Raw genomic sequence first — 17,171 nt, forward strand, 5'->3', positions numbered from 1 at the left:
CTCCCCCCAACGGGAGGCTCACTATCTGGAAGGATAGATCATGACCGTGGCGAAGCCCGCTTCGCGGCCGACCGTGCCGCATTTTTCCTCCGGCCCCTGCGCCAAGCGCCCTGGCTGGAATCCCCAAAATCTCAAGGACGCCGCCCTCGGCCGCTCGCACCGTGCGAAGATCGGCAAGGCCAAGCTGAAGCTTGCGATCGACCTGACGCGCGAGGTGCTGGAAGTGCCGGCGGACTACCGCATCGGCATCGTGCCGGCGTCCGACACCGGCGCGGTCGAAATGGCGTTGTGGTCGCTGCTCGGCGCGCGTCCCGTCACCACGCTCGCCTGGGAATCCTTTGGCGAAGGCTGGGTCAGCGACATCGTCAAGGAACTGAAGCTGAAGGACGTCACCAAGCTGCACGCCGGCTACGGTGACATTCCGGATCTGTCCAAGGTCGATCCCGCCAGCGACGTCGTATTCACCTGGAACGGCACCACCTCGGGCGTGCGGGTGCCGAACGCCGACTGGATCAAGGCCGACCGGCAAGGCCTCACCATCTGCGACGCCACCTCGGCGGCGTTCGCGCAGCCGCTCGATTGGCAAAAGCTCGACGTCGTCACCTTCTCCTGGCAGAAGGCGCTCGGCGGCGAGGCCGCGCACGGCATGCTGGTGCTGAGCCCGCGCGCGGTGGAGCGGCTCGAAACCTACAAGCCGGCCTGGCCGCTGCCGAAGATCTTCCGGATGACCAAGGGCGGCAAGATCAACGAGGGCATCTTCGTCGGCGAGACCATCAACACGCCGTCGATGCTCTGCGTCGAGGACTATCTCGATGCGCTGAACTGGGCCAAGTCGGTCGGTGGCCTGAAGGCGCTGATCGCGCGCGCCGACGCCAACACCAGGGTGATCGCCGACTGGAAGGCGAAGACGCCGTGGATCGACTTCCTGGCGAAGGATGCGGCGATCCGCTCCAACACCTCCGTGTGCATGAAGGTGGTCGATCCCGCGATCACCTCGCTCTCGGCGGACGCGCAGGCCGACTTCTGCAAGAAGCTGGTCGCGCTGGTCGAGAAGGAGAACGCCGGCTTCGACTTTGCGCATTACCGCGATGCGCCGGCAGGTCTGCGCATCTGGTGCGGCGCCACCGTGGAGGCGAGGGACGTCGAGCTGCTGACGCAGTGGATCGACTGGGCCTTTGCCGAAACCAAGGCCGCGCTGCCGAAGGCGGCTTGAGGCCCACGAGCTCACTGTCGTCATGGCCGGGCTTGACCCGGCCATCCATCAAAAGGATGGACCCGCGGGTCAAGCCCGCGGGTGACGAATTGAACAGATCACATACATCACCGGACCATTCCCATGCACAAACCGAAAGTTCTCATTTCCGACGCGCTCTCTCCCGCCGCCGTGCAGATCTTCAAGGACCGCGGCATCGAGGTCGACTTCCAGCCCAACCTCGGCAAGGACAAGGACAAGCTTGCCGAGATCATCGGCAACTATGACGGCCTGGCCATCCGCTCCGCCACCAAGGCGACCGCCAAGATCATCGCCAAGGCCAAGAAGCTGAAGGTGATCGGCCGCGCCGGCATCGGCGTCGACAACGTCGAAATCCCCGCCGCCACCGCCAAGGGCATCATCGTGATGAACACGCCGTTCGGCAATTCGATCACGACCGCCGAGCATGCCATCACGTTGATGCTGGCGCTGGCGCGCGAGATCCCGCAGGCCGACGCCTCGACCCAGGCCGGCAAGTGGGAGAAGAACCGCTTCATGGGCGTCGAGATCACCGGCAAGGTGCTCGGCGTCATCGGCTGCGGCAATATCGGATCGATCGTCGCCGACCGCGCGCTGGGGCTGAAAATGAAGGTGATCGCCTTCGATCCCTTCCTGTCGCCGGAGCGCGCCAAGGACATCGGCGTGGAGAAGGTCGAGCTCGACGAGCTCTTCAAGCGCGCCGACTTCATCACGCTGCACACGCCGCTGACGGAGAAGACGAAGAACATCATCGACGCCGCGGCGCTGGCGAAGATGAAGAAGGGCGTGCGCATCGTCAACTGCGCCCGTGGCGGCCTGGTCGACGAGCAGGCCCTGGTCGAAGCGCTCAATTCCAAGCACGTCGCGGGCGCCGCCTTCGACGTATTTGTCGAAGAGCCGGCGACATCGAACGTGCTGTTCGGCCATCCCAACGTGATCTGCACCCCGCATCTCGGCGCTTCCACCACCGAAGCGCAGGAGAACGTCGCGCTGCAGGTCGCAGAACAAATGTCGGACTACCTCTTGTCCGGCGCGATCTCCAATGCCGTCAACTTCCCCTCGATCACGGCGGAAGAGGCACCGAAGCTGCGTCCCTTCATCGAGCTTGCCGAAAAGCTCGGCTCCTTCGCGGGCCAGCTCACCGAGACCGGCATCCTCAAGGTGCAGATCACCTATGAGGGCCACGTCGCCGAGATGAAGATCAAGGCGATCACCTCCGCGGTGCTGTCGGGCCTGCTGCGACCGATGCTCGGCGAGGTCAACGTGGTCTCCGCGCCTGTTGTCGCGAAGGAGCGCGGCATGGTGGTCGACGAGGTGGTGCGCGCCGCCCAGAGCGACTACGAAAGCCTGATCACCGTCACCGTGACCACCGAACGGCAGGAGCGTTCGGTTGCCGGCACCGTCTATCACGACGGCAAGCCGCGGCTGGTCGACATCAAGGGCATCCGCATCGACGCCGAATTCGGCAAGTCCATGATCTACGTCACCAACGAGGACAAGCCGGGCTTCATCGGCGCCTTCGCGAGCCTGCTTGGCGACGCCAGGCTGAACATCGCGACCTTCCACCTCGGCCGGGTCAAGCAGGGGGGCGACGCCATCGCCCTGGTCGAGATCGACGGCCCGGTGCCGCCGGAGGTGCTGGACAAGGTGCAGAAGCTGCCCCAGGTCAAGCAGGCCAAGGCGCTGGCGTTCTAGCCGCAAGCCCGCGTCCGCCGCGGCTCTGCCGCGGCGGCGCCACACCGATACCGCAATCGAACCGGTTCCTTCCCCGCCGCGTCTCACTACCAGGGGCGCGATTTCCGCGCCCGCTTTGGCGCGCGCAAATTTCGGGAGGATTTCATGCGGACGATTGCGAATAGTCTTGCCACGACCGGGCTGGTCCTGCTGGCCGTACTGGCCGTCACGCCGGCCGGCGCGGCCGATCTGCCCGTCACCTCGGCAGTGGATGCCGTTACCGTCTATCCCGACGGCGCCACCGTGACGCGCGTCATCGCGCTCGACCTCCCGGCAGGCGACAGCACGCTGGTCGCCAGGGACTTCCCGCTGACGCTCGATGCAAGCTCGCTGCGGGTCGAGGGCGAGGCCGGGACGAAACTGACCATCGGCGCGATCGACACGCGCCCGCCGCGCCCGGTGCCGCCCGCCAATCTGTCCGAGATCGACAAGCGCATCGAGGCGCTGAAGGACGAACGGGCCAACTGGCAAGGCGCGATTGCCGCCGCGGAAGCCCGGCGCAAATTCGCCGAACGCTTTGCGGAGAGTTCGCCCGCGGGCCTCGGGGAGAAGGGCGAGGCGCGGCCGCTCAGCGAATGGCGCGCGGCGTTTGCCGCCGTCTCGGAGGAAGTCGCCGCCGCCAACACCGCCATCCGCGACGCCGAGCGCAAGCAGCGCGAGATCGACCGCGAGGTCGCGCGGCTGGAAACCGATCGCGCGGCCAAGCCGCCGGCAAAGCTCGAGGTCCGCATCGACCTTGCAGCGCAGGCGGTAACCAAGGCGACGCTGCGCGTGACCTATGCGGTGCGCAACGCGCGCTGGACTCCGCTCTATGACGCCCGTCTCGACACGGGCACCAAGGACCGCAAGCCGGCCCTCGAGCTGGTGCGCCGCGCAGAGATCGTCCAGAACACCGGCGAGGACTGGTCGAACGTCACGCTCGGCGTCTCCACCTTGCGGACCGCGCGCGGCGGCAATGCGCCGGAGCTGAACACGCTCGTCGTGCAGTATCCGCAATTGCCGCGCCCGCTGGCCGCCGGCAGCGCATCCGATTCCGCCCAGCCGCGTGCGCTGAAGCAGGCCCAGGTGGCGGCGGCGCCGCCGCCGCAGTCCGAGGCCCTGCGCGAGCGCGCCGACGAGCAGCAGGCAGCCGTGGAGACGAGCGGCTTCCAGGTCACCTTCAGGATTCCGGGCCGCGTCAGCATCGGCGCTGCGGAAGGCGCCAAGAGCCTGCGCATCGCGACGGCGACGATTGCTCCCGCTCTTCTCGTGCGCTCCGCGCCGGTGATGGACCCCACCGCGTTCCTCGAGGCCAGCTTCAAGCAGGCCGAGGACGCGCCGCTGCTGCCGGGCCGGGTCTCGATCTATCGCGACGGCACCTTCGTGGGCCGCGGCCGGATGGCCGCCGCGAGCAAGGACGAGACCGTACGTCTCGGCTTCGGCGCCGACGACAAGGTCAAGATCGAGCGCACCGTGCTCAAGCGCAACGAGGGTTCCGCCGGCCTGATCGTGACGACCTCGAAGACCGACGAGCGCGCCTTCAAGACCGCCGTGCGCAACGGCCACGATTTCCCGATTCGAATCGCGATCGAAGATCGGCTGCCGGTCAGCGAGAATGAGGAGATCGTGGTGGAGATGCTGCCGTCGACTACGCCGCCGACCACGACGAACCTGCGCGACAAGCGCGGCGTGCTGGAATGGGCGTTCGAAGCCAAGGCCGGCGAGGTAAGGGACATCGGCTTTGCCTGGCGCGTGAAGTGGCCGAAAGACAAGGGCGTGGTGATGACGCCTGCCGGCTGATGATGCACCGCGCGGGCACTACCATCGCTTGATCGCCGCCAGCGCCTGCTCGCGCGCGTCGCCGCGCCAGGCGGTGACGCTGCGCCCGAAGCGGCCCTTGAACCAGCGGGCCATCGCGCTCTGCGCCGAGAAGCCGAGCATTTCGGCCACGTTCGTCAGCGGACGGCTGCGGTCCTCGATCAGGTGCAGGGCGAGGTCGGCGCGTTCGGCGTCGAGAATCTCCGAGAAGCTCGTGCCGCATTCGGCGAGGTGACGGTGGATGGTGCGTCGGGTGCAGCCGAAATGTTCCGCGACGCGCTCGACCGTGCAGTCGCGGTCTGCCAGCAGCGCGCGCACCACCTCGGTCACCCGTTCGTCCCATCGCTTGGGCCGCACGTCGATCGCTTCGACGCGCTTCTCGAGATAGCCTGCGATCAGCGGATGCGCGCGCGGGATCGTCCGCCCGAGGTCGCGCGGGGAAATCACCAGCGCATCGGCGTCGGCACCGAAGACCAGCGGGCAGCCGAAGAAGCTGCGGTGGTATTTGCGATTGCGCGGCGGCGGGTGGATCAGATGCGCTTGCAGCGGCCGCCAGTCCTCGCCGGCAAGCGAGCGGATGATCCGGTGCAGGCTGCCGAGCGCCATCTCGGATGAGGGGCGCGGCACGCGCAGATGGCCGCCCCGAAAGCCGATGCGCAGCGTGACGGTGTCTTCGCGCCGCTCGATCGTCAGCCCCATGCCCTCGTGGTGGATGTGGATGAAGCGGGCAAGCGCCTTCAACGCGTCGCCTACCGTCGCCTGCTCGCGCACGACCAGCGCCACTGGGCCGAGATTGGCCAGCGCGCCGCGTTCGGCCATCAGGAGGCCGAACTCCTCGACGCCGGACGCGGCGGCGGAAGCTTCCAGCAGCCGTCGCAGGCTGGTGACGGCGATGCGCAAGTCGGGACGATCGAGGCTTTCCAGCGGCAGGCGGACCTTGCGCATCATTGCCCGCGGATCGAGGCCCACCGATTGGGCAACCGCGGGGTAGTGCGTAAGAGTTGCGCTGCGGATCAGATCGCTCATGGCGGGTATGCGCCGGATTGTCCCAGAATGTAAAAATTATGTCCCGAAATGTCAAATGATCGATGAACCATTCGGCTAAATTCGAGACACAGGAAACGTCGAGGTCCAGCGCAGGTTGCTGCCGGGCCCCGCATTACCGCAGGCGGACGGATCGATCGGCATTTTCCGATCGGCCGCGTGCGAAGACGGTTCCAACGTTCAGAAAATCGATTGCTGGGGTAATGACGATGCCGCGGAACGCGACTTCCCGGGGTGCAATCTTTGTCGTTGACGATGACGCCGCTACGCGCGAGACGCTTTCCAGCGCGTTCGCGAGCGCCGGGTATGAGGTGGTTTGTTTCGCAGATGGGGCCGCGCTGCTGTCGCAGCTACGTAACCATGTTCCCGTCTGCATCTTTCTCGAGGTGCGGCTGCCCGCGCGCGCGGGCCTCGACCTCCTGAGGAGGGTTCGCGAGCAAGGCTGTCCCGCCCCGATCTTCGTCACCGCCGCCGATGGCGACATCGCGACCGCCGTTGCGGCGGTGCGTAGCGGGGCGGTCGATTTCGTCGAGAAGCCGGTCGACGGCAAGCGTCTCGTCGAACGAATGGAAGCTGCGATCGAGGAGCTGGCGCAGCCCGACGATGAGTTTCCCGACATCGTGATGCATCTGCCTGGCTGCGCGCCCTTCACCCGCCGGGAGCGCGAGGTGCTGGCGCGCATTGCGGTCGGCGAGACCAACAAGGAGGCCGCGCGCAGGCTGGGGCTGAGCTCGCGCACCATCGAAGGTTATCGGGCCAGCATCATGCGCAAAGTCGGTGCGCGCACCGCGGCTGAGTTGCTTCGCCGCGTGCTGAGCCAGGACCGTACTGCCTGAACGGGTGATTTCGCCGCATCGGTTTCGCCCTGCGGAATTGTCGGCGCGAAAATACCTTTCGACGAAATCACCGAATTCCGATCGGCAAGATTCCGCTCGCGAGGTGCCTCCGCGGGCGGTATTTTTGTTGCCATGGGTAAGATATTCGTACGATATGAGCCGCAACCGGCCAGCTAAAGGGAGAGAAAAATGCGTGAAGCCGTAATCGTTTCCTATGCCCGCACGGGTCTGGCCAAGTCCGGCCGCGGCGGATTCAACATCACGGCGCCGATGTCGCTGGCCGCGCATGCGGTCAAGCACGCCGTTGAGCGTGCGGGCGTTGCCAAGGACTACGTCGAGGACTGCTATCTCGGCAATTGCGCGCACGGCGCACCGAACATCGGCCGCCAGGCGGCGCTGCTGGCGGGCCTGCCGAAGTCGACCGGCGGCGTGTCGGTGAACCGCTTCTGCTCGTCGGGTCTGCAGACCATCGCGATGGCCGCCAACAGCATCCGCTCGGAGGGCTCCGAATGCATCGTGGCCGGCGGCGTCGAAAGCATCTCGGTTCCCGGCGGCCCGCTGCCGAAGGAAGTGGTCGATCCGGAACTGCTCAACATCGCGCCTGCGATCTTCATGGCGATGATCGATACCGCCGACATTGTCGCCGAGCGCTACAAGGTCAGCCGCGAATACCAGGATGAATACTCGCTGGAATCGCAGCGCCGCATGGCGGCAGCCCAACAGGCCAACAAGTTCAAGGACGAAATCGTCCCGATGAAGGCCAAAATGAAAGTCGTCGACAAGGCGACGAAGGCCGAGAGCATCGTCGACTACGTCGTCGACAAGGACGAGTGCAACCGGCCCGAGACCACGTTGGAAGGCCTTGCCAAGCTCGAGCCTGTGAAGGGCCCTGGCAAGTACGTCACCGCCGGCAACGCCAGTCAGCTCTCGGACGGCGCGGCGGCGGTCGTGCTGATGGAAGCCAAGGACGCAGAGAAGCGCGGTCTCAATCCGATGGGCCGCTTCGTTGGCTGGGCGTCGGCGGGCTGCGAGCCGGATGAAATGGGCATCGGTCCGATCTACGCCGTGCCCAAGCTGTTGAAGCGCAATGGCCTGAAGATCGACGACATCGATCTCTGGGAGCTCAACGAGGCCTTCGCCAGCCAGTGCCTGTATTCGCGCGACCAGCTCGGCATCGACCCCGCGAAGTACAACGTCAACGGCGGCTCGATCGCGATCGGCCATCCCTTCGGCATGACCGGCGCGCGGCTCACCGGCCACATCCTGCAGGAAGGCCGCCGGCGCAAGGCCAAGTGGGGCGTCGTGACGATGTGCATCGGCGGCGGCCAGGGCGGCGCCGGCCTGTTCGAGATCTATCAGTAAGCTTCAGTTAGAAGCAAAACGATCAGCAGCGCGGCCAAGGCCGCGCTGCTTTTTTGTGGGCTGAATCTGTAAGGTGGGCAAAGGCGTTCTTGCGCCGTGCCCACCTTCCAGGGTGTGCACTTGAAGGTGGGCACGCTTTCGCTTTGCCCACCCTACCGAGCGTGACCAAACTCACTTCGCCTTCAGGAACTCCGCCACTTCCAGCAGCACGAACTCGTTGTCGTCGGCCTTGTTGGGATCGCGGCTGGAGGAGAACGGCAGGTTGTTGTCGTTGCCGACGACGATGTGGGTCTCGTCGACACGGTCCACATTCTCGATGGTGAAGAAGGGGAAGGTCAGCACGCCGTCGCTGAGCGGCTTCCTCGCCTTCTTGTCGGGATCGCGGATCTTCATCAGGTCGATATAGGCGATCTTGCGCACCGGCTTGCCGACATTGGCATCCGACAGCTCGATCTTGTAGATGCGCTTGAATTTGGCGAGGTCGGGGAAGCAGTTCTGGCCGCGCTGGCCTTGCGGGCAGGCCTTGTCGGCGGTGCCCTCGCCGTTGTCGCGCTCGATGATCAGGCCGCTCGCCGCGTCGATCATGTTGAAGTCGCCGATGGCGTTGCCGTTCTGCTCGAACACATAGTGCCAGTAGCGGCCGGTGAACTTTCCCGCGGCGACGTCGAATTCGAGAATGCGCGCGGCTTCCTTGCCGTTGACCTTCTCGAAATCCTTCTTCTCGGCGTCCCACAGCGGGCCTTCGAGCAAGCCGTAGAGGAACTTGCCGTCCTTGGAGCCGGCAAAGCCTTCATAGCCCTTGGAGCGGCGCAGGTTGACGGTAGTGTAGCTTGCGCCGGGTGCGCCGGGCGACTGCACCGACCAGTGGTCCGGCGAGCGCACCGGCTTGCCGTCGGCCATGGTCTCGAACACGGCGAGCACCTTGCCGGACTTGTCCGCCTTGAGAATGTAGGGGCCGAGTTCGTCGCCGATCCAGAAGCTGTCGCCGACGATCTGGAATCCCTCCGTGTCGAAATCGGCGCCGGTGAGATAGCGCTTCGCGGAGTCCTCGTGCACGATGCGGAACGGCACCTTGCGGTCGGGATCGTGCAGGAACACGCTTTCCTGACGCTCGACCTTGCCGCTCGCCCAGTCGATCCTGTAGCGGTTCAAATACAGCATGGAGTCCGGCGAGTTGTAGCGCGAGCCCATACCGTTGTCGGTGACCACCCAGAATTCGCCGTTGCCCATCGACTTGATGCCGGAATGGCCCTGCAGCGGCTGGCCCTTGAACGGCAGCGACACGCCGGTCGGCCGCTCATAGGATTTGCCCATCACGCTGCCGACGGCATCGATCCGCTTGCCGGTGGTGTACTTGCCGGATGTCTTGAGGTCGGCGGGCGCATCAACCGGCGCATCGACGAAGCTCGCCGCCGGCAGCACGGCGTGGCCCTTGAGGGTGGCGGGGAACTCGCCCTCGCCCTGCGCGAAAGCGGCTCCCGTGAGCAGAAGTATGGATGCGACCGAAGTGAGCAGTGCAGCGCGCATTGTGCTTCTCCTGTGAGTGACGATGCGCGGTGTTGTCGGGAACAGGCGTGACGCAGCGCTGACGTACCGATGACGCGGTCGTGACAGCGGTGGATGGCGCTTGCGACGTTACGCCGCCTATCGAGGTGCAGGCGCCGCCGGCTGCATCGTCTGCGGCAGCAGATACGGCACGCCGTCATCGGTGTGCCGTATTGCCACGTCCACCTCGAACAGCTCGCGGATGCGTTCCGACGTGATGGTGGTGCGGCGGTCGCCCAGGGCGGCGAGCCGGCCGCGATGCAAGAGCGCGATGCGGTCGGCGAAGCGCATGGCGAGGTTGAGGTCGTGCAGGATCGCGACCACAGCCGTGCCGCGCTCGGCCCGGCGCCGCGCGCTTTCCACGAGGTCGATCTGGTGGCGTAGATCGAGGCTCGAGGTGGGCTCATCCAGCAGCAGGAGACCTGGACCGTTCATGGCCTCGCCGCAGGCGAGCTGCACCAGCACGCGGGCGAAGTGCGCGCGCTGCTGCTCGCCGCCGGACAACGTCGGCAATTGCCGGTCGCGGAAGCGCCCGAGGCCGACCTCCTGCAGCGCCTGCTCGATCACCGGATTCAAGGCCGCGCGGCTGCGCCCGCCCGTCCCCATCCCGACGATCTCCTCGACCGTGAAGGGGAAGGTGACGTGGACGTGCTGCGAGAGCATCGCACGCCGTTCCGCCAGCTCGCGCGGCGACCAGCTGCGGATGTCGCGCGAACCGAGCGCGACGCTGCCGGCGGTCGGGCGCAGGTCGCCGGAGAGCATGCGTAGCAGCGTCGACTTGCCGGCCCCGTTGGGGCCGACGATTGCGACCATCTCGCCGCCGGCGATGTCGAGATCGACGCCGTCGACCAGCCTGGCGCGGCCGACTGCCAGCGACACGGCGCGTGCGCCCAGGATGGCGCTCATAGCCCGGTCAGCCCGCGTTGCCGCAGCAGGATGGCGAGGAAGAACGGCGCACCGACCGCGGCGGTCAGGATGCCGATCGGCATCTCGGCCGGCGCCACGATGGTGCGCGCCAGCGTATCCGCGCCGGTCATCAGGATCGCTCCCAGCAGGGCGGAGGCCGGCAGCAACAGCCGGTGCGCCGGTCCGATCGCGAGCCGCAGCAGATGCGGCACCACGATGCCGACGAATCCGACCACGCCGCAGACCGAAACGGCGACGCCGGTCATTGCCGACACCAGCACGACGCAGATGCGCTTCAACCGCTCGACATGGACGCCGCTGTGAAAGGCTTCCGCCTCGCCCAGCACGAGCAGGTCGAGCCCGCGCGCGATCCAAAGGCACGTCATCAGCGCCAGCGCCAGCACCGGGGCCAGCGTCGCGGCCTTCGGCCAGGTTGCCCCGCTCAGCGAGCCCAGGAGCCAGAACGTGATGTCGCGAAGCTGGCGGTCGTCGGCCACGAACACGAGCAGGCCGATGCCGGCATTGGCGATGGCCGCAATGGCAAGCCCCGCCAGCAGGAAGACCGCGATGGACGTGCGTCCGCCCCGGCTCGCGATGCCGTAGAGGATGATGGTCGTCGCGAGCGAGCCGACGAAGGCCGCGATCGGCAGCAACTCGTGCTGCATGAAGCGCACGCTCTCGCCGAGCCCGCTGTCGGTGAACACGATGGCGGCGGCCGCCGCGAACGCGCCGCCGGAGGAGACGCCGACGAGTGCGGGATCGGCCAGCGGATTGCGGAACAGGCCCTGCATGATCGCGCCGGCCATGGCGAGCAGGCCGCCGACCATCGCGGCCGCCGCAATGCGCGGAATGCGGATCGACCACAGCACGAGCCGGTCGCGCGAGGTCATGGGATGGGAAAGGTCGGCAGACAGGCCGAGCGCCGCCGGCAGGCGCGAAAAAGGAATTCCCGCCGCGCCCACGGTGAGGGCGATCGTGGCGGCGATGACGAGAACCACGAGCAGACCGGCGATGACGAATGGCGCCGCCGGCCGCAACGCGCGGGCAGGACGGGCCGAGGCTTCGGCCGCAACGCTCATTTCCGGCAATCGGCCGATAGCGCGGCCGGCGTGAATTTCTCCGCCTGAGGCGCCAGCGCCGGATAGAGCTTCACCGAGAGATCGCGTGCTGCGGCTGCGGTGCGCGGGCCGAAGCCGAGCAGATACAGGCCCTCCATCGAGATGAAGGCCCGGTTACCCGCAGCCGGCGTCATGGCGAAAGCGGGATGCGCAAACACCGTCTCCGCCTCGACCGAATCCTTGCCGCGTGCGATCGACAGCACGACATCGGGTCTTGCCGCGACGATCGCCTCGTCGTTGATGGGCTTATAGCCCTCGTAGGCGTCGATTGCGTTGACGGCGCCGGCAAGCCGGATGATCTCGCCCGCCGCGGTGTTCCTGCCTGCGGCCATGGCGCGGCCGTTGAGGAACGACATCACGAACATCACCCGCACCGGCTTCGTCACCCTGCCGCGCAGCTCGCGCAATTGCGCGAGGTCGTCGGCAACCGCCTTGCTCAGGCATTCCGTGCGTCGGCCCGCGTCCATCGCACGGCCGACCAGCGCGATCTTGTCGAGCAATCCCTGCTCCGAAAATGTCTCCGGCACCATCACCAGCGGCACTTTCGCGGCGTCCAGCACCTCGATCGCCTCCTTCGGCCCGGAGCCCTGCATCGCCAGCACCAGCGACGGGTTGAGCCCGAGCACGCCCTCGGCGGATAGCTGGCGCCAATAGCCGACATTCGGCTTGTCGCGCAGTGCGGCCGGCGGAAACAGGCTGGTGGCATCGACGCCGGCCAGCCGGTCTTCGTAGCCGAGCGCATAGAGTATCTCGGTGATGGCGCCGCCGATCGCGACGATCCGCGCCGGATTCTCGATGCGGACGTCGCGGTCGCGCGCATCGTGCACGGTGACATTCGCCGCGCGCGCGACGTCGCCGGCCATGGCGCAGGCGAGGAGCAGCGGGACAAGCGTGCGGCAAGTCGTCATCGACGGCATCACTTGGTCAGGATCAGCTTGTTCTGCGAGGTCAGCCGCAGGCGATAGGTGTCCTCGCCATGCGCGATGATAATTTCGCGCTCGGCCGCAAAAAGCTCGCGGCTCTCGATACGATTGCCGTTGATCGCAATGGACCGTGTTGCAGCGGACAGCCGATCTGAAGTTCTTCCTGCGCCTCCGACATTGTCTTCGGAAGTTGTGTCTTCGGAAGTTGTCGCCATTTCCGTTGTTACGCCCCGAGGTTGCCGCATCCGGTTTCTGTATAGTTCGATTGGTGCGCAATCCAACCCGTGCAGTTTACAATCGATATAAAGTGCATTTGCAGCGATTGACGGTTCCCGCACTGCGACGTAACCAAGACGGGCAGGGTGCGGGCGGGTGGCTCGCATCGTGAAGCGTTGGTAGCCAGCAAGCTGCTGCATGCGATTGCAGCGCCCGCCAGCCGAACCCAAGAAGCAAAGCATCAGGTTGGGGCATATGGCTTTCGGGGCTAGGCATTCGCGCGCCTTGTTTTTGGGCGCGTCGGCACTTTCCATTGCGTTGATGTTTTCGACATCCGCGATGACGCAGACGGCGGACGCCGACGCTGCCCGTGCGACGGCGCAGAGCAAGCCGAAGCAGGCCAAGCGCAAGCCGGCGCAGCCGCAGCAGGCGCCTTCCACCGCGGTGATGAACGCCAATGCGCAGGCCGGCACCACGGCGGTGCAATCGCTCGACACCATCACCGTTGCGGCATCGAAGACCGAGGAGAAGGCCATCGACGCCCTGGCGCCGGTGAGCGTCGTCACGCTGGAGCAGATCCAGGGCCTGCAGCCGAACCGCCTGTCCGACATTTTCTACAACATCCCCGGCGTCACCTTCCAGGAACGGGGCGACGACCCCTCGACCGTGATCAACATCCGCGGCCTGCAGGACTTCGGCCGCGTCGCGGTCGTGGTCGACGGCGCGCGGCAGAACTATCAGCGCACCGGCCACAACGCCAACGGCTCGTTCTTCCTCGATCCGGAGCTGGTCGGCGGGGTCGACGTGGTGCGCGGCCCGACCGCGAACATCTACGGCTCCGGCGCGATCGGCGGCGTGGTGTCGTTCCGCACCAAGGACATCCAGGACGTGCTTCGTCCCGGCGAGACCTGGGGCGTCGACATGACCGGCGCCGTCGGCACCAACAACGCGCGCGGCCTCGGTTCGGTGTTCGGCGGCGTGCGCGTCACGCCCGATGCCGACGTATTCGGCGGCGTGGTCTACCGCACGCAAGGCAATTACAAAGACGGCGCCGGCACCGAGATCGGCAACACCGGCAACCAGATCGCCGGCGGCTTGTTCAAGATGACGGTGCGCCCCGCGGAGGGCCACGAGATCAAGCTCGGCGGCGTATTCCAGGACTACCAGTATCATATCGGCCAGTTCAATCGCGGCGCGACCACGACCTTGAACCCGCCGGCGGCAATCGCCGGCTCCTCGGTCTATGCCTCGGACGCCCAGAACTACACCGGCACGCTCACCTGGAAATATTCCAGGCCCGACGACATGCTGTGGGACTGGAACGCCACCGTCTACGGCAATCGCACCGACAACGACCAGATCAAGACCTACAACAACCGCATCACCAGCGGCGGCGGCGTGTGTTCGCTTGGCAATCCCGGCAACAACATTTCCGGCTGCGTCGGCGACCGCCGCGGTTACGTGATCAATACCGTCGGCACCGACGTCAACAACACCACGCGCTTCAATTTCGGCGACTGGCGCAATGCGCTGACCTACGGCTTCGATGTGTTCGACGACACGGTGAATACGTTCGACACCCGCGGCAACTCCAACGTCACCACGCCCGGCGGCAATCGCACGGTGTCCGGCGGTTTCGTGCAGTTGAAGAACAACTATTCGACCTGGCTTGAGGTCGTCAGCGCCATCCGTTACGACCGCTACGATCTCAGTTCGGCGACGGTCTCGACCGGCGGCGACCGCTTCTCGCCGAAGATCACCGTCGGCGTGACGCCGGTCGCGGGCTTCACACCCTATGTCAGCTATGCCGAAGGGTATCGTGCGCCCGCGATCACGGAAACGCTGATCAACGGCTCGCATGCGAACGGTGGCGCGCCGTTCGGGTTCAACTGCCCGGACGGCAACTTCGGCCTGTTCTGCTTCCTGCCCAATCCGAACCTGCGGCCGGAGGTCGGCAAGAACAAGGAAGCCGGCATCAACCTGAAGTACGACAACGTCTTCATCGCGACCGACTCCTTCCGCGGCAAGTTCAATGTGTTCCGCAACGACGTTGACGACTACATCGATCTCGTTGCCTTCGGATTCACGCCGCTGCCGCCGTTCGGGACGTTCGCCCAGTTCTACCAGTATCAGAACATCGCCCATGCCCGGATCGAGGGCTTCGAGTGGGAAACGATGTACGATGCGGGCGCGTGGTATCTCGGCGTCTCCGGCCATCTGATCCGGGGCAAGAATGTACAGACCGGTGTCGGTCTCTCGACGATCATCCCGCGCAAGGTGACGACGACCGCCGGTGTGCGCCTGCTCGACCGCAAGCTGACCCTTGCCGCGCAATGGTCGTCATTTGCCGGCAACACCGACATTCCAGTCGGCTATCTGCCGGCGACCGACTACGAGCTGGTCAATCTCTACCTGACCTACAACGCGACCAGGGATATCGTCCTCACCGCATCGATCGACAACCTCCTGAACCAGTACTACCGGCCCTATGCGATCCCGCGCGGTTCATCCGACAACAGCACGCAGAACGACGTGCTGTGGTCGAGCCCGGGACCCGGCCGGGTCTACAAGGCGGGCCTCAAGATTCACTTTGGTGGAGCATAAATCGACCGCGCACGTTTCAACCAGGTCGCTGCCCGGCCGCGCTGATGCTCCAGCGCGGCTTTGGCGCGTTCTAATCCGAGCAGTCACACAAGGAGAGTTTCGATGTTTATCGCAATGAACAGGTTCCAGGTGAAGAAAGGCGCCGAGCAGGCGTTCGAGACCGTCTGGGCCACGCGGGAGTCCTATCTCGGCAGCATGCCGGGTTTCGTCGAGTTCCATCTGCTGAGGGGACCGGAGGCCGACGATCACGTCCTGTACTCCTCTCACACCACCTGGGTCGACAAGGCGGCATTCGAGACATGGACGAAGTCCGAAGAGTTCCGCCGGGCGCACGCGCGCGCCGACAACAAGACCGGCGAGAGCCTCTACCTCGGTCATCCCAAGTTTGAAGGCTTCGAGGTGATCCAGAGCGAGCGCAAGGCGGTCGCCGCGTAAGGAGAAGCGCGATGCTGAGCACGGAGCTTGCCGAGCTGAAGGCCTACATGCTGGAGAATCCCGGCGCCGTGATCGAGGACGTGGCGCGGCAGCGCAAGGTCACGCCGCGCGCGGTGATCGAGGCGATGCCGGTGGAGATGCGGCGATTGGGTGCGGGCGGCGAGTTCGCCGCCGCCATGCAAGACATCGCCTGTTGGGGCGAGGTGACGCTGATCGTCCACACCGACGATGCGATCTTCGAATTCACCGGCTCTGTTCCGGCCGGCGAGATCGGCCGCGGCTATTATAACCTGATGCAGCCGAAGGGCCTGCACGGTCATCTGCGGCACGAGCGCTGCGGCGGTATCGCCTTCGTCGAGCGGCCATTCATGGGCAAGTCGTCGGCCTTCGTTGCCTTCCTTAACGTCGACGGCGGCATCATGTTCAAGGTTTTCGTCGGCCGAGACGAGACGCGCGCGCTGCGCGGCGATCAGCTCACGCGCTTCAGGGCGCTGGCCGACCGCATCGCGCCCGCCTGACACTTCTCTGCCATTAGGGAGACGACTATGCGACGGACATTGCAGCGGATGGTGGGGGCTATTGGCGGCGCGGCGGTCCTGTCGCCTGGTGCGGCATTTGCCGCTGCCGACAACGCGCTGTTGCCGCGCAACCTGTCGCCGTGGGGCATGTTCACGGGCGCCGACATCGTCGTGAAGGCGGTGATGATCGGGCTTGCCTTTGCTTCCCTGGTCACCTGGACGGTATGGCTCGCCAAGAGCATCGAGCTGCGCCGCAAATCCTCGCTGGCCAGGCGCCGTCTCGGCGAGCTCGAAAGCGACACCACGCTTTCCGAGGTCGAGCATGCCAGCCTCGGTGCTTCCGACGCCGTAGCGCAGCTCATCCAGTCCGCCGCGCGCGAAACCAGCCTGTCCCGCGGGATCGTCGACGACGGCCTGAAGGAACGCATCGCATTGCGGCTGGAGCGGGTGGAGGCGGCGATGTCGCAGCAGATCGCGCGCGGCACCGGCGTGCTCGCCACCATCGGTGCCACTGCGCCCTTTGTCGGGCTGTTCGGCACGGTGTGGGGCATCATGAACTCCTTCATCGGCATTTCCGAGGCGAAAACCACCAACCTCGCCGTGGTCGCGCCCGGCATTGCCGAGGCGCTGCTCGCCACCGCGCTCGGCCTCGTCGCGGCGATCCCCGCGGTCGTGATCTACAATCACCTGGCGCGCGCGGTCTCGGCCTATCGCGCACTGTTGACCGACGCCTCGGCGCAGGTGTTGCTGCTGGTCAGTCGCCAGCGCGACAGGAGCGCGTTCACGCTGTCGCGCGCGGCGGAGTAGGCGATGGGGGTTCGGCTCGGCAGACGCGCGGAGGCATCCGATCTCGCCGAAGTGCACGAGATCAACGTCACGCCGTTCATCGACGTGATGCTGGT

The 17,171-nt window shown here is 65.9% G+C and carries 15 protein-coding genes and 1 pseudogene; 10 read left to right on the plus strand and 6 right to left on the minus strand.

Features of this window, described 5'->3' with window-relative positions; all coding sequences use genetic code 11:
• Positions 1-40 precede the first annotated feature (40 nt).
• The 3 genes from ACT4OC_RS07585 (at position 41) to ACT4OC_RS07595 (ending at position 4,744) form a co-directional block, all read left to right on the plus strand.
• Positions 41-1,213 (plus strand): phosphoserine transaminase, encoded by a 1,173-nt coding sequence (locus ACT4OC_RS07585; RefSeq protein WP_444838353.1) that lies wholly within the window; start codon positions 41-43, stop codon positions 1,211-1,213.
• Positions 1,214-1,336: 123 nt separating this feature from the next.
• Entirely contained in the window at positions 1,337-2,926 is a 1,590-nt protein-coding gene (serA, locus tag ACT4OC_RS07590; protein WP_444838354.1) for a phosphoglycerate dehydrogenase, read from the plus strand.
• A gap of 144 nt (positions 2,927-3,070) precedes the next feature.
• Positions 3,071-4,744, plus strand: coding sequence for a mucoidy inhibitor MuiA family protein (locus ACT4OC_RS07595; protein ID WP_444838355.1), 1,674 nt, complete (start codon positions 3,071-3,073; stop codon positions 4,742-4,744).
• An 18-nt stretch (positions 4,745-4,762) separates the two neighbouring features.
• Here ACT4OC_RS07595 and ACT4OC_RS07600 read toward each other — a convergent pair whose 3' ends face one another.
• Positions 4,763-5,788 (minus strand): AraC family transcriptional regulator, encoded by a 1,026-nt coding sequence (locus tag ACT4OC_RS07600; protein ID WP_444838356.1) that lies wholly within the window; start codon positions 5,786-5,788, stop codon positions 4,763-4,765.
• Positions 5,789-6,015: 227 nt separating this feature from the next.
• Here ACT4OC_RS07600 and ACT4OC_RS07605 point away from each other — a divergent pair, with 227 nt between their 5' ends.
• Together ACT4OC_RS07605 and ACT4OC_RS07610 are read left to right on the plus strand one after the other, a co-directional pair.
• Positions 6,016-6,642, plus strand: a complete 627-nt coding sequence (locus ACT4OC_RS07605) for a response regulator transcription factor (protein WP_444838357.1) — start codon at positions 6,016-6,018, stop codon at positions 6,640-6,642.
• Between the two features lie 189 nt (positions 6,643-6,831).
• Positions 6,832-8,004 carry a thiolase family protein gene (locus ACT4OC_RS07610; protein WP_444838358.1) on the plus strand — a complete coding sequence of 391 codons (1,173 nt, stop codon included), beginning with the start codon at positions 6,832-6,834 and terminating at the stop codon, positions 8,002-8,004.
• 171 nt (positions 8,005-8,175) lie between these two features.
• Here ACT4OC_RS07610 and ACT4OC_RS07615 read toward each other — a convergent pair whose 3' ends face one another.
• The 5 genes from ACT4OC_RS07615 to ACT4OC_RS07635 all read right to left on the minus strand — a co-directional run bounded on the left by ACT4OC_RS07615 (position 8,176) and on the right by ACT4OC_RS07635 (position 12,711).
• Positions 8,176-9,531, minus strand: a complete 1,356-nt coding sequence (locus ACT4OC_RS07615; protein ID WP_444838359.1) for an esterase-like activity of phytase family protein — start codon at positions 9,529-9,531, stop codon at positions 8,176-8,178.
• Between the two features lie 117 nt (positions 9,532-9,648).
• Positions 9,649-10,455, minus strand: a complete 807-nt coding sequence (locus tag ACT4OC_RS07620; RefSeq protein ID WP_444838360.1) for a heme ABC transporter ATP-binding protein — start codon at positions 10,453-10,455, stop codon at positions 9,649-9,651.
• Positions 10,452-11,534 carry a FecCD family ABC transporter permease gene (locus tag ACT4OC_RS07625; protein WP_444838361.1) on the minus strand — a complete coding sequence of 361 codons (1,083 nt, stop codon included), beginning with the start codon at positions 11,532-11,534 and terminating at the stop codon, positions 10,452-10,454. The genes ACT4OC_RS07620 and ACT4OC_RS07625 overlap by 4 nt, the downstream gene beginning before the upstream one ends.
• Entirely contained in the window at positions 11,531-12,481 is a 951-nt protein-coding gene (locus ACT4OC_RS07630) for a heme/hemin ABC transporter substrate-binding protein (RefSeq protein ID WP_444838362.1), read from the minus strand. The genes ACT4OC_RS07625 and ACT4OC_RS07630 overlap by 4 nt, the downstream gene beginning before the upstream one ends.
• A gap of 8 nt (positions 12,482-12,489) precedes the next feature.
• Complete coding sequence (locus ACT4OC_RS07635; protein ID WP_444838370.1) at positions 12,490-12,711, minus strand: hemin uptake protein HemP; 222 nt, start codon at positions 12,709-12,711, stop codon at positions 12,490-12,492.
• 256 nt (positions 12,712-12,967) lie between these two features.
• On the opposite strand from ACT4OC_RS07635, the gene ACT4OC_RS07640 reads away from it, so the two are divergent.
• The 5 genes and pseudogenes from ACT4OC_RS07640 to ACT4OC_RS07660 form a co-directional block, all read left to right on the plus strand.
• Positions 12,968-15,316 carry a TonB-dependent hemoglobin/transferrin/lactoferrin family receptor gene (locus tag ACT4OC_RS07640; RefSeq protein WP_444838363.1) on the plus strand — a complete coding sequence of 783 codons (2,349 nt, stop codon included), beginning with the start codon at positions 12,968-12,970 and terminating at the stop codon, positions 15,314-15,316.
• A 102-nt stretch (positions 15,317-15,418) separates the two neighbouring features.
• Positions 15,419-15,751 carry an antibiotic biosynthesis monooxygenase family protein gene (locus ACT4OC_RS07645; protein WP_444838364.1) on the plus strand — a complete coding sequence of 111 codons (333 nt, stop codon included), beginning with the start codon at positions 15,419-15,421 and terminating at the stop codon, positions 15,749-15,751.
• Between the two features lie 11 nt (positions 15,752-15,762).
• Positions 15,763-16,269, plus strand: coding sequence for a heme utilization cystosolic carrier protein HutX (gene hutX, locus ACT4OC_RS07650; protein ID WP_444838365.1), 507 nt, complete (start codon positions 15,763-15,765; stop codon positions 16,267-16,269).
• A gap of 27 nt (positions 16,270-16,296) precedes the next feature.
• Entirely contained in the window at positions 16,297-17,076 is a 780-nt protein-coding gene (gene exbB, locus ACT4OC_RS07655; protein WP_444838366.1) for a tonB-system energizer ExbB, read from the plus strand.
• 3 nt (positions 17,077-17,079) lie between these two features.
• A pseudogene (locus tag ACT4OC_RS07660) lies at positions 17,080-17,171 on the plus strand (biopolymer transporter ExbD); the annotation flags it as partial.

Origin of the sequence: Bradyrhizobium sp. (genome assembly GCF_052389815.1) — a bacterium.
Taxonomy (GTDB): Bacteria; Pseudomonadota; Alphaproteobacteria; order Rhizobiales; family Xanthobacteraceae; genus Bradyrhizobium.

What these genes read in the sequence shown, in the direction of transcription:
- ACT4OC_RS07585 (WP_444838353.1), top strand. Translation starts at nt 41, where the DNA reads ATGACCGTGGCGAAGCCCGCTTCGCGGCCGACCGTGCCGCATTTTTCC.
- serA (WP_444838354.1), top strand. Translation starts at nt 1,337, where the DNA reads ATGCACAAACCGAAAGTTCTCATTTCCGACGCGCTCTCTCCCGCCGCC.
- ACT4OC_RS07595 (WP_444838355.1), top strand. Translation starts at nt 3,071, where the DNA reads ATGCGGACGATTGCGAATAGTCTTGCCACGACCGGGCTGGTCCTGCTG.
- ACT4OC_RS07600 (WP_444838356.1), bottom strand. Translation starts at nt 5,788, where the DNA reads ATGAGCGATCTGATCCGCAGCGCAACTCTTACGCACTACCCCGCGGTT.
- ACT4OC_RS07605 (WP_444838357.1), top strand. Translation starts at nt 6,016, where the DNA reads ATGCCGCGGAACGCGACTTCCCGGGGTGCAATCTTTGTCGTTGACGAT.
- ACT4OC_RS07610 (WP_444838358.1), top strand. Translation starts at nt 6,832, where the DNA reads ATGCGTGAAGCCGTAATCGTTTCCTATGCCCGCACGGGTCTGGCCAAG.
- ACT4OC_RS07615 (WP_444838359.1), bottom strand. Translation starts at nt 9,531, where the DNA reads ATGCGCGCTGCACTGCTCACTTCGGTCGCATCCATACTTCTGCTCACG.
- ACT4OC_RS07620 (WP_444838360.1), bottom strand. Translation starts at nt 10,455, where the DNA reads ATGAGCGCCATCCTGGGCGCACGCGCCGTGTCGCTGGCAGTCGGCCGC.
- ACT4OC_RS07625 (WP_444838361.1), bottom strand. Translation starts at nt 11,534, where the DNA reads ATGAGCGTTGCGGCCGAAGCCTCGGCCCGTCCTGCCCGCGCGTTGCGG.
- ACT4OC_RS07630 (WP_444838362.1), bottom strand. Translation starts at nt 12,481, where the DNA reads ATGACGACTTGCCGCACGCTTGTCCCGCTGCTCCTCGCCTGCGCCATG.
- ACT4OC_RS07635 (WP_444838370.1), bottom strand. Translation starts at nt 12,711, where the DNA reads ATGGCGACAACTTCCGAAGACACAACTTCCGAAGACAATGTCGGAGGC.
- ACT4OC_RS07640 (WP_444838363.1), top strand. Translation starts at nt 12,968, where the DNA reads ATGGCTTTCGGGGCTAGGCATTCGCGCGCCTTGTTTTTGGGCGCGTCG.
- ACT4OC_RS07645 (WP_444838364.1), top strand. Translation starts at nt 15,419, where the DNA reads ATGTTTATCGCAATGAACAGGTTCCAGGTGAAGAAAGGCGCCGAGCAG.
- hutX (WP_444838365.1), top strand. Translation starts at nt 15,763, where the DNA reads ATGCTGAGCACGGAGCTTGCCGAGCTGAAGGCCTACATGCTGGAGAAT.
- exbB (WP_444838366.1), top strand. Translation starts at nt 16,297, where the DNA reads ATGCGACGGACATTGCAGCGGATGGTGGGGGCTATTGGCGGCGCGGCG.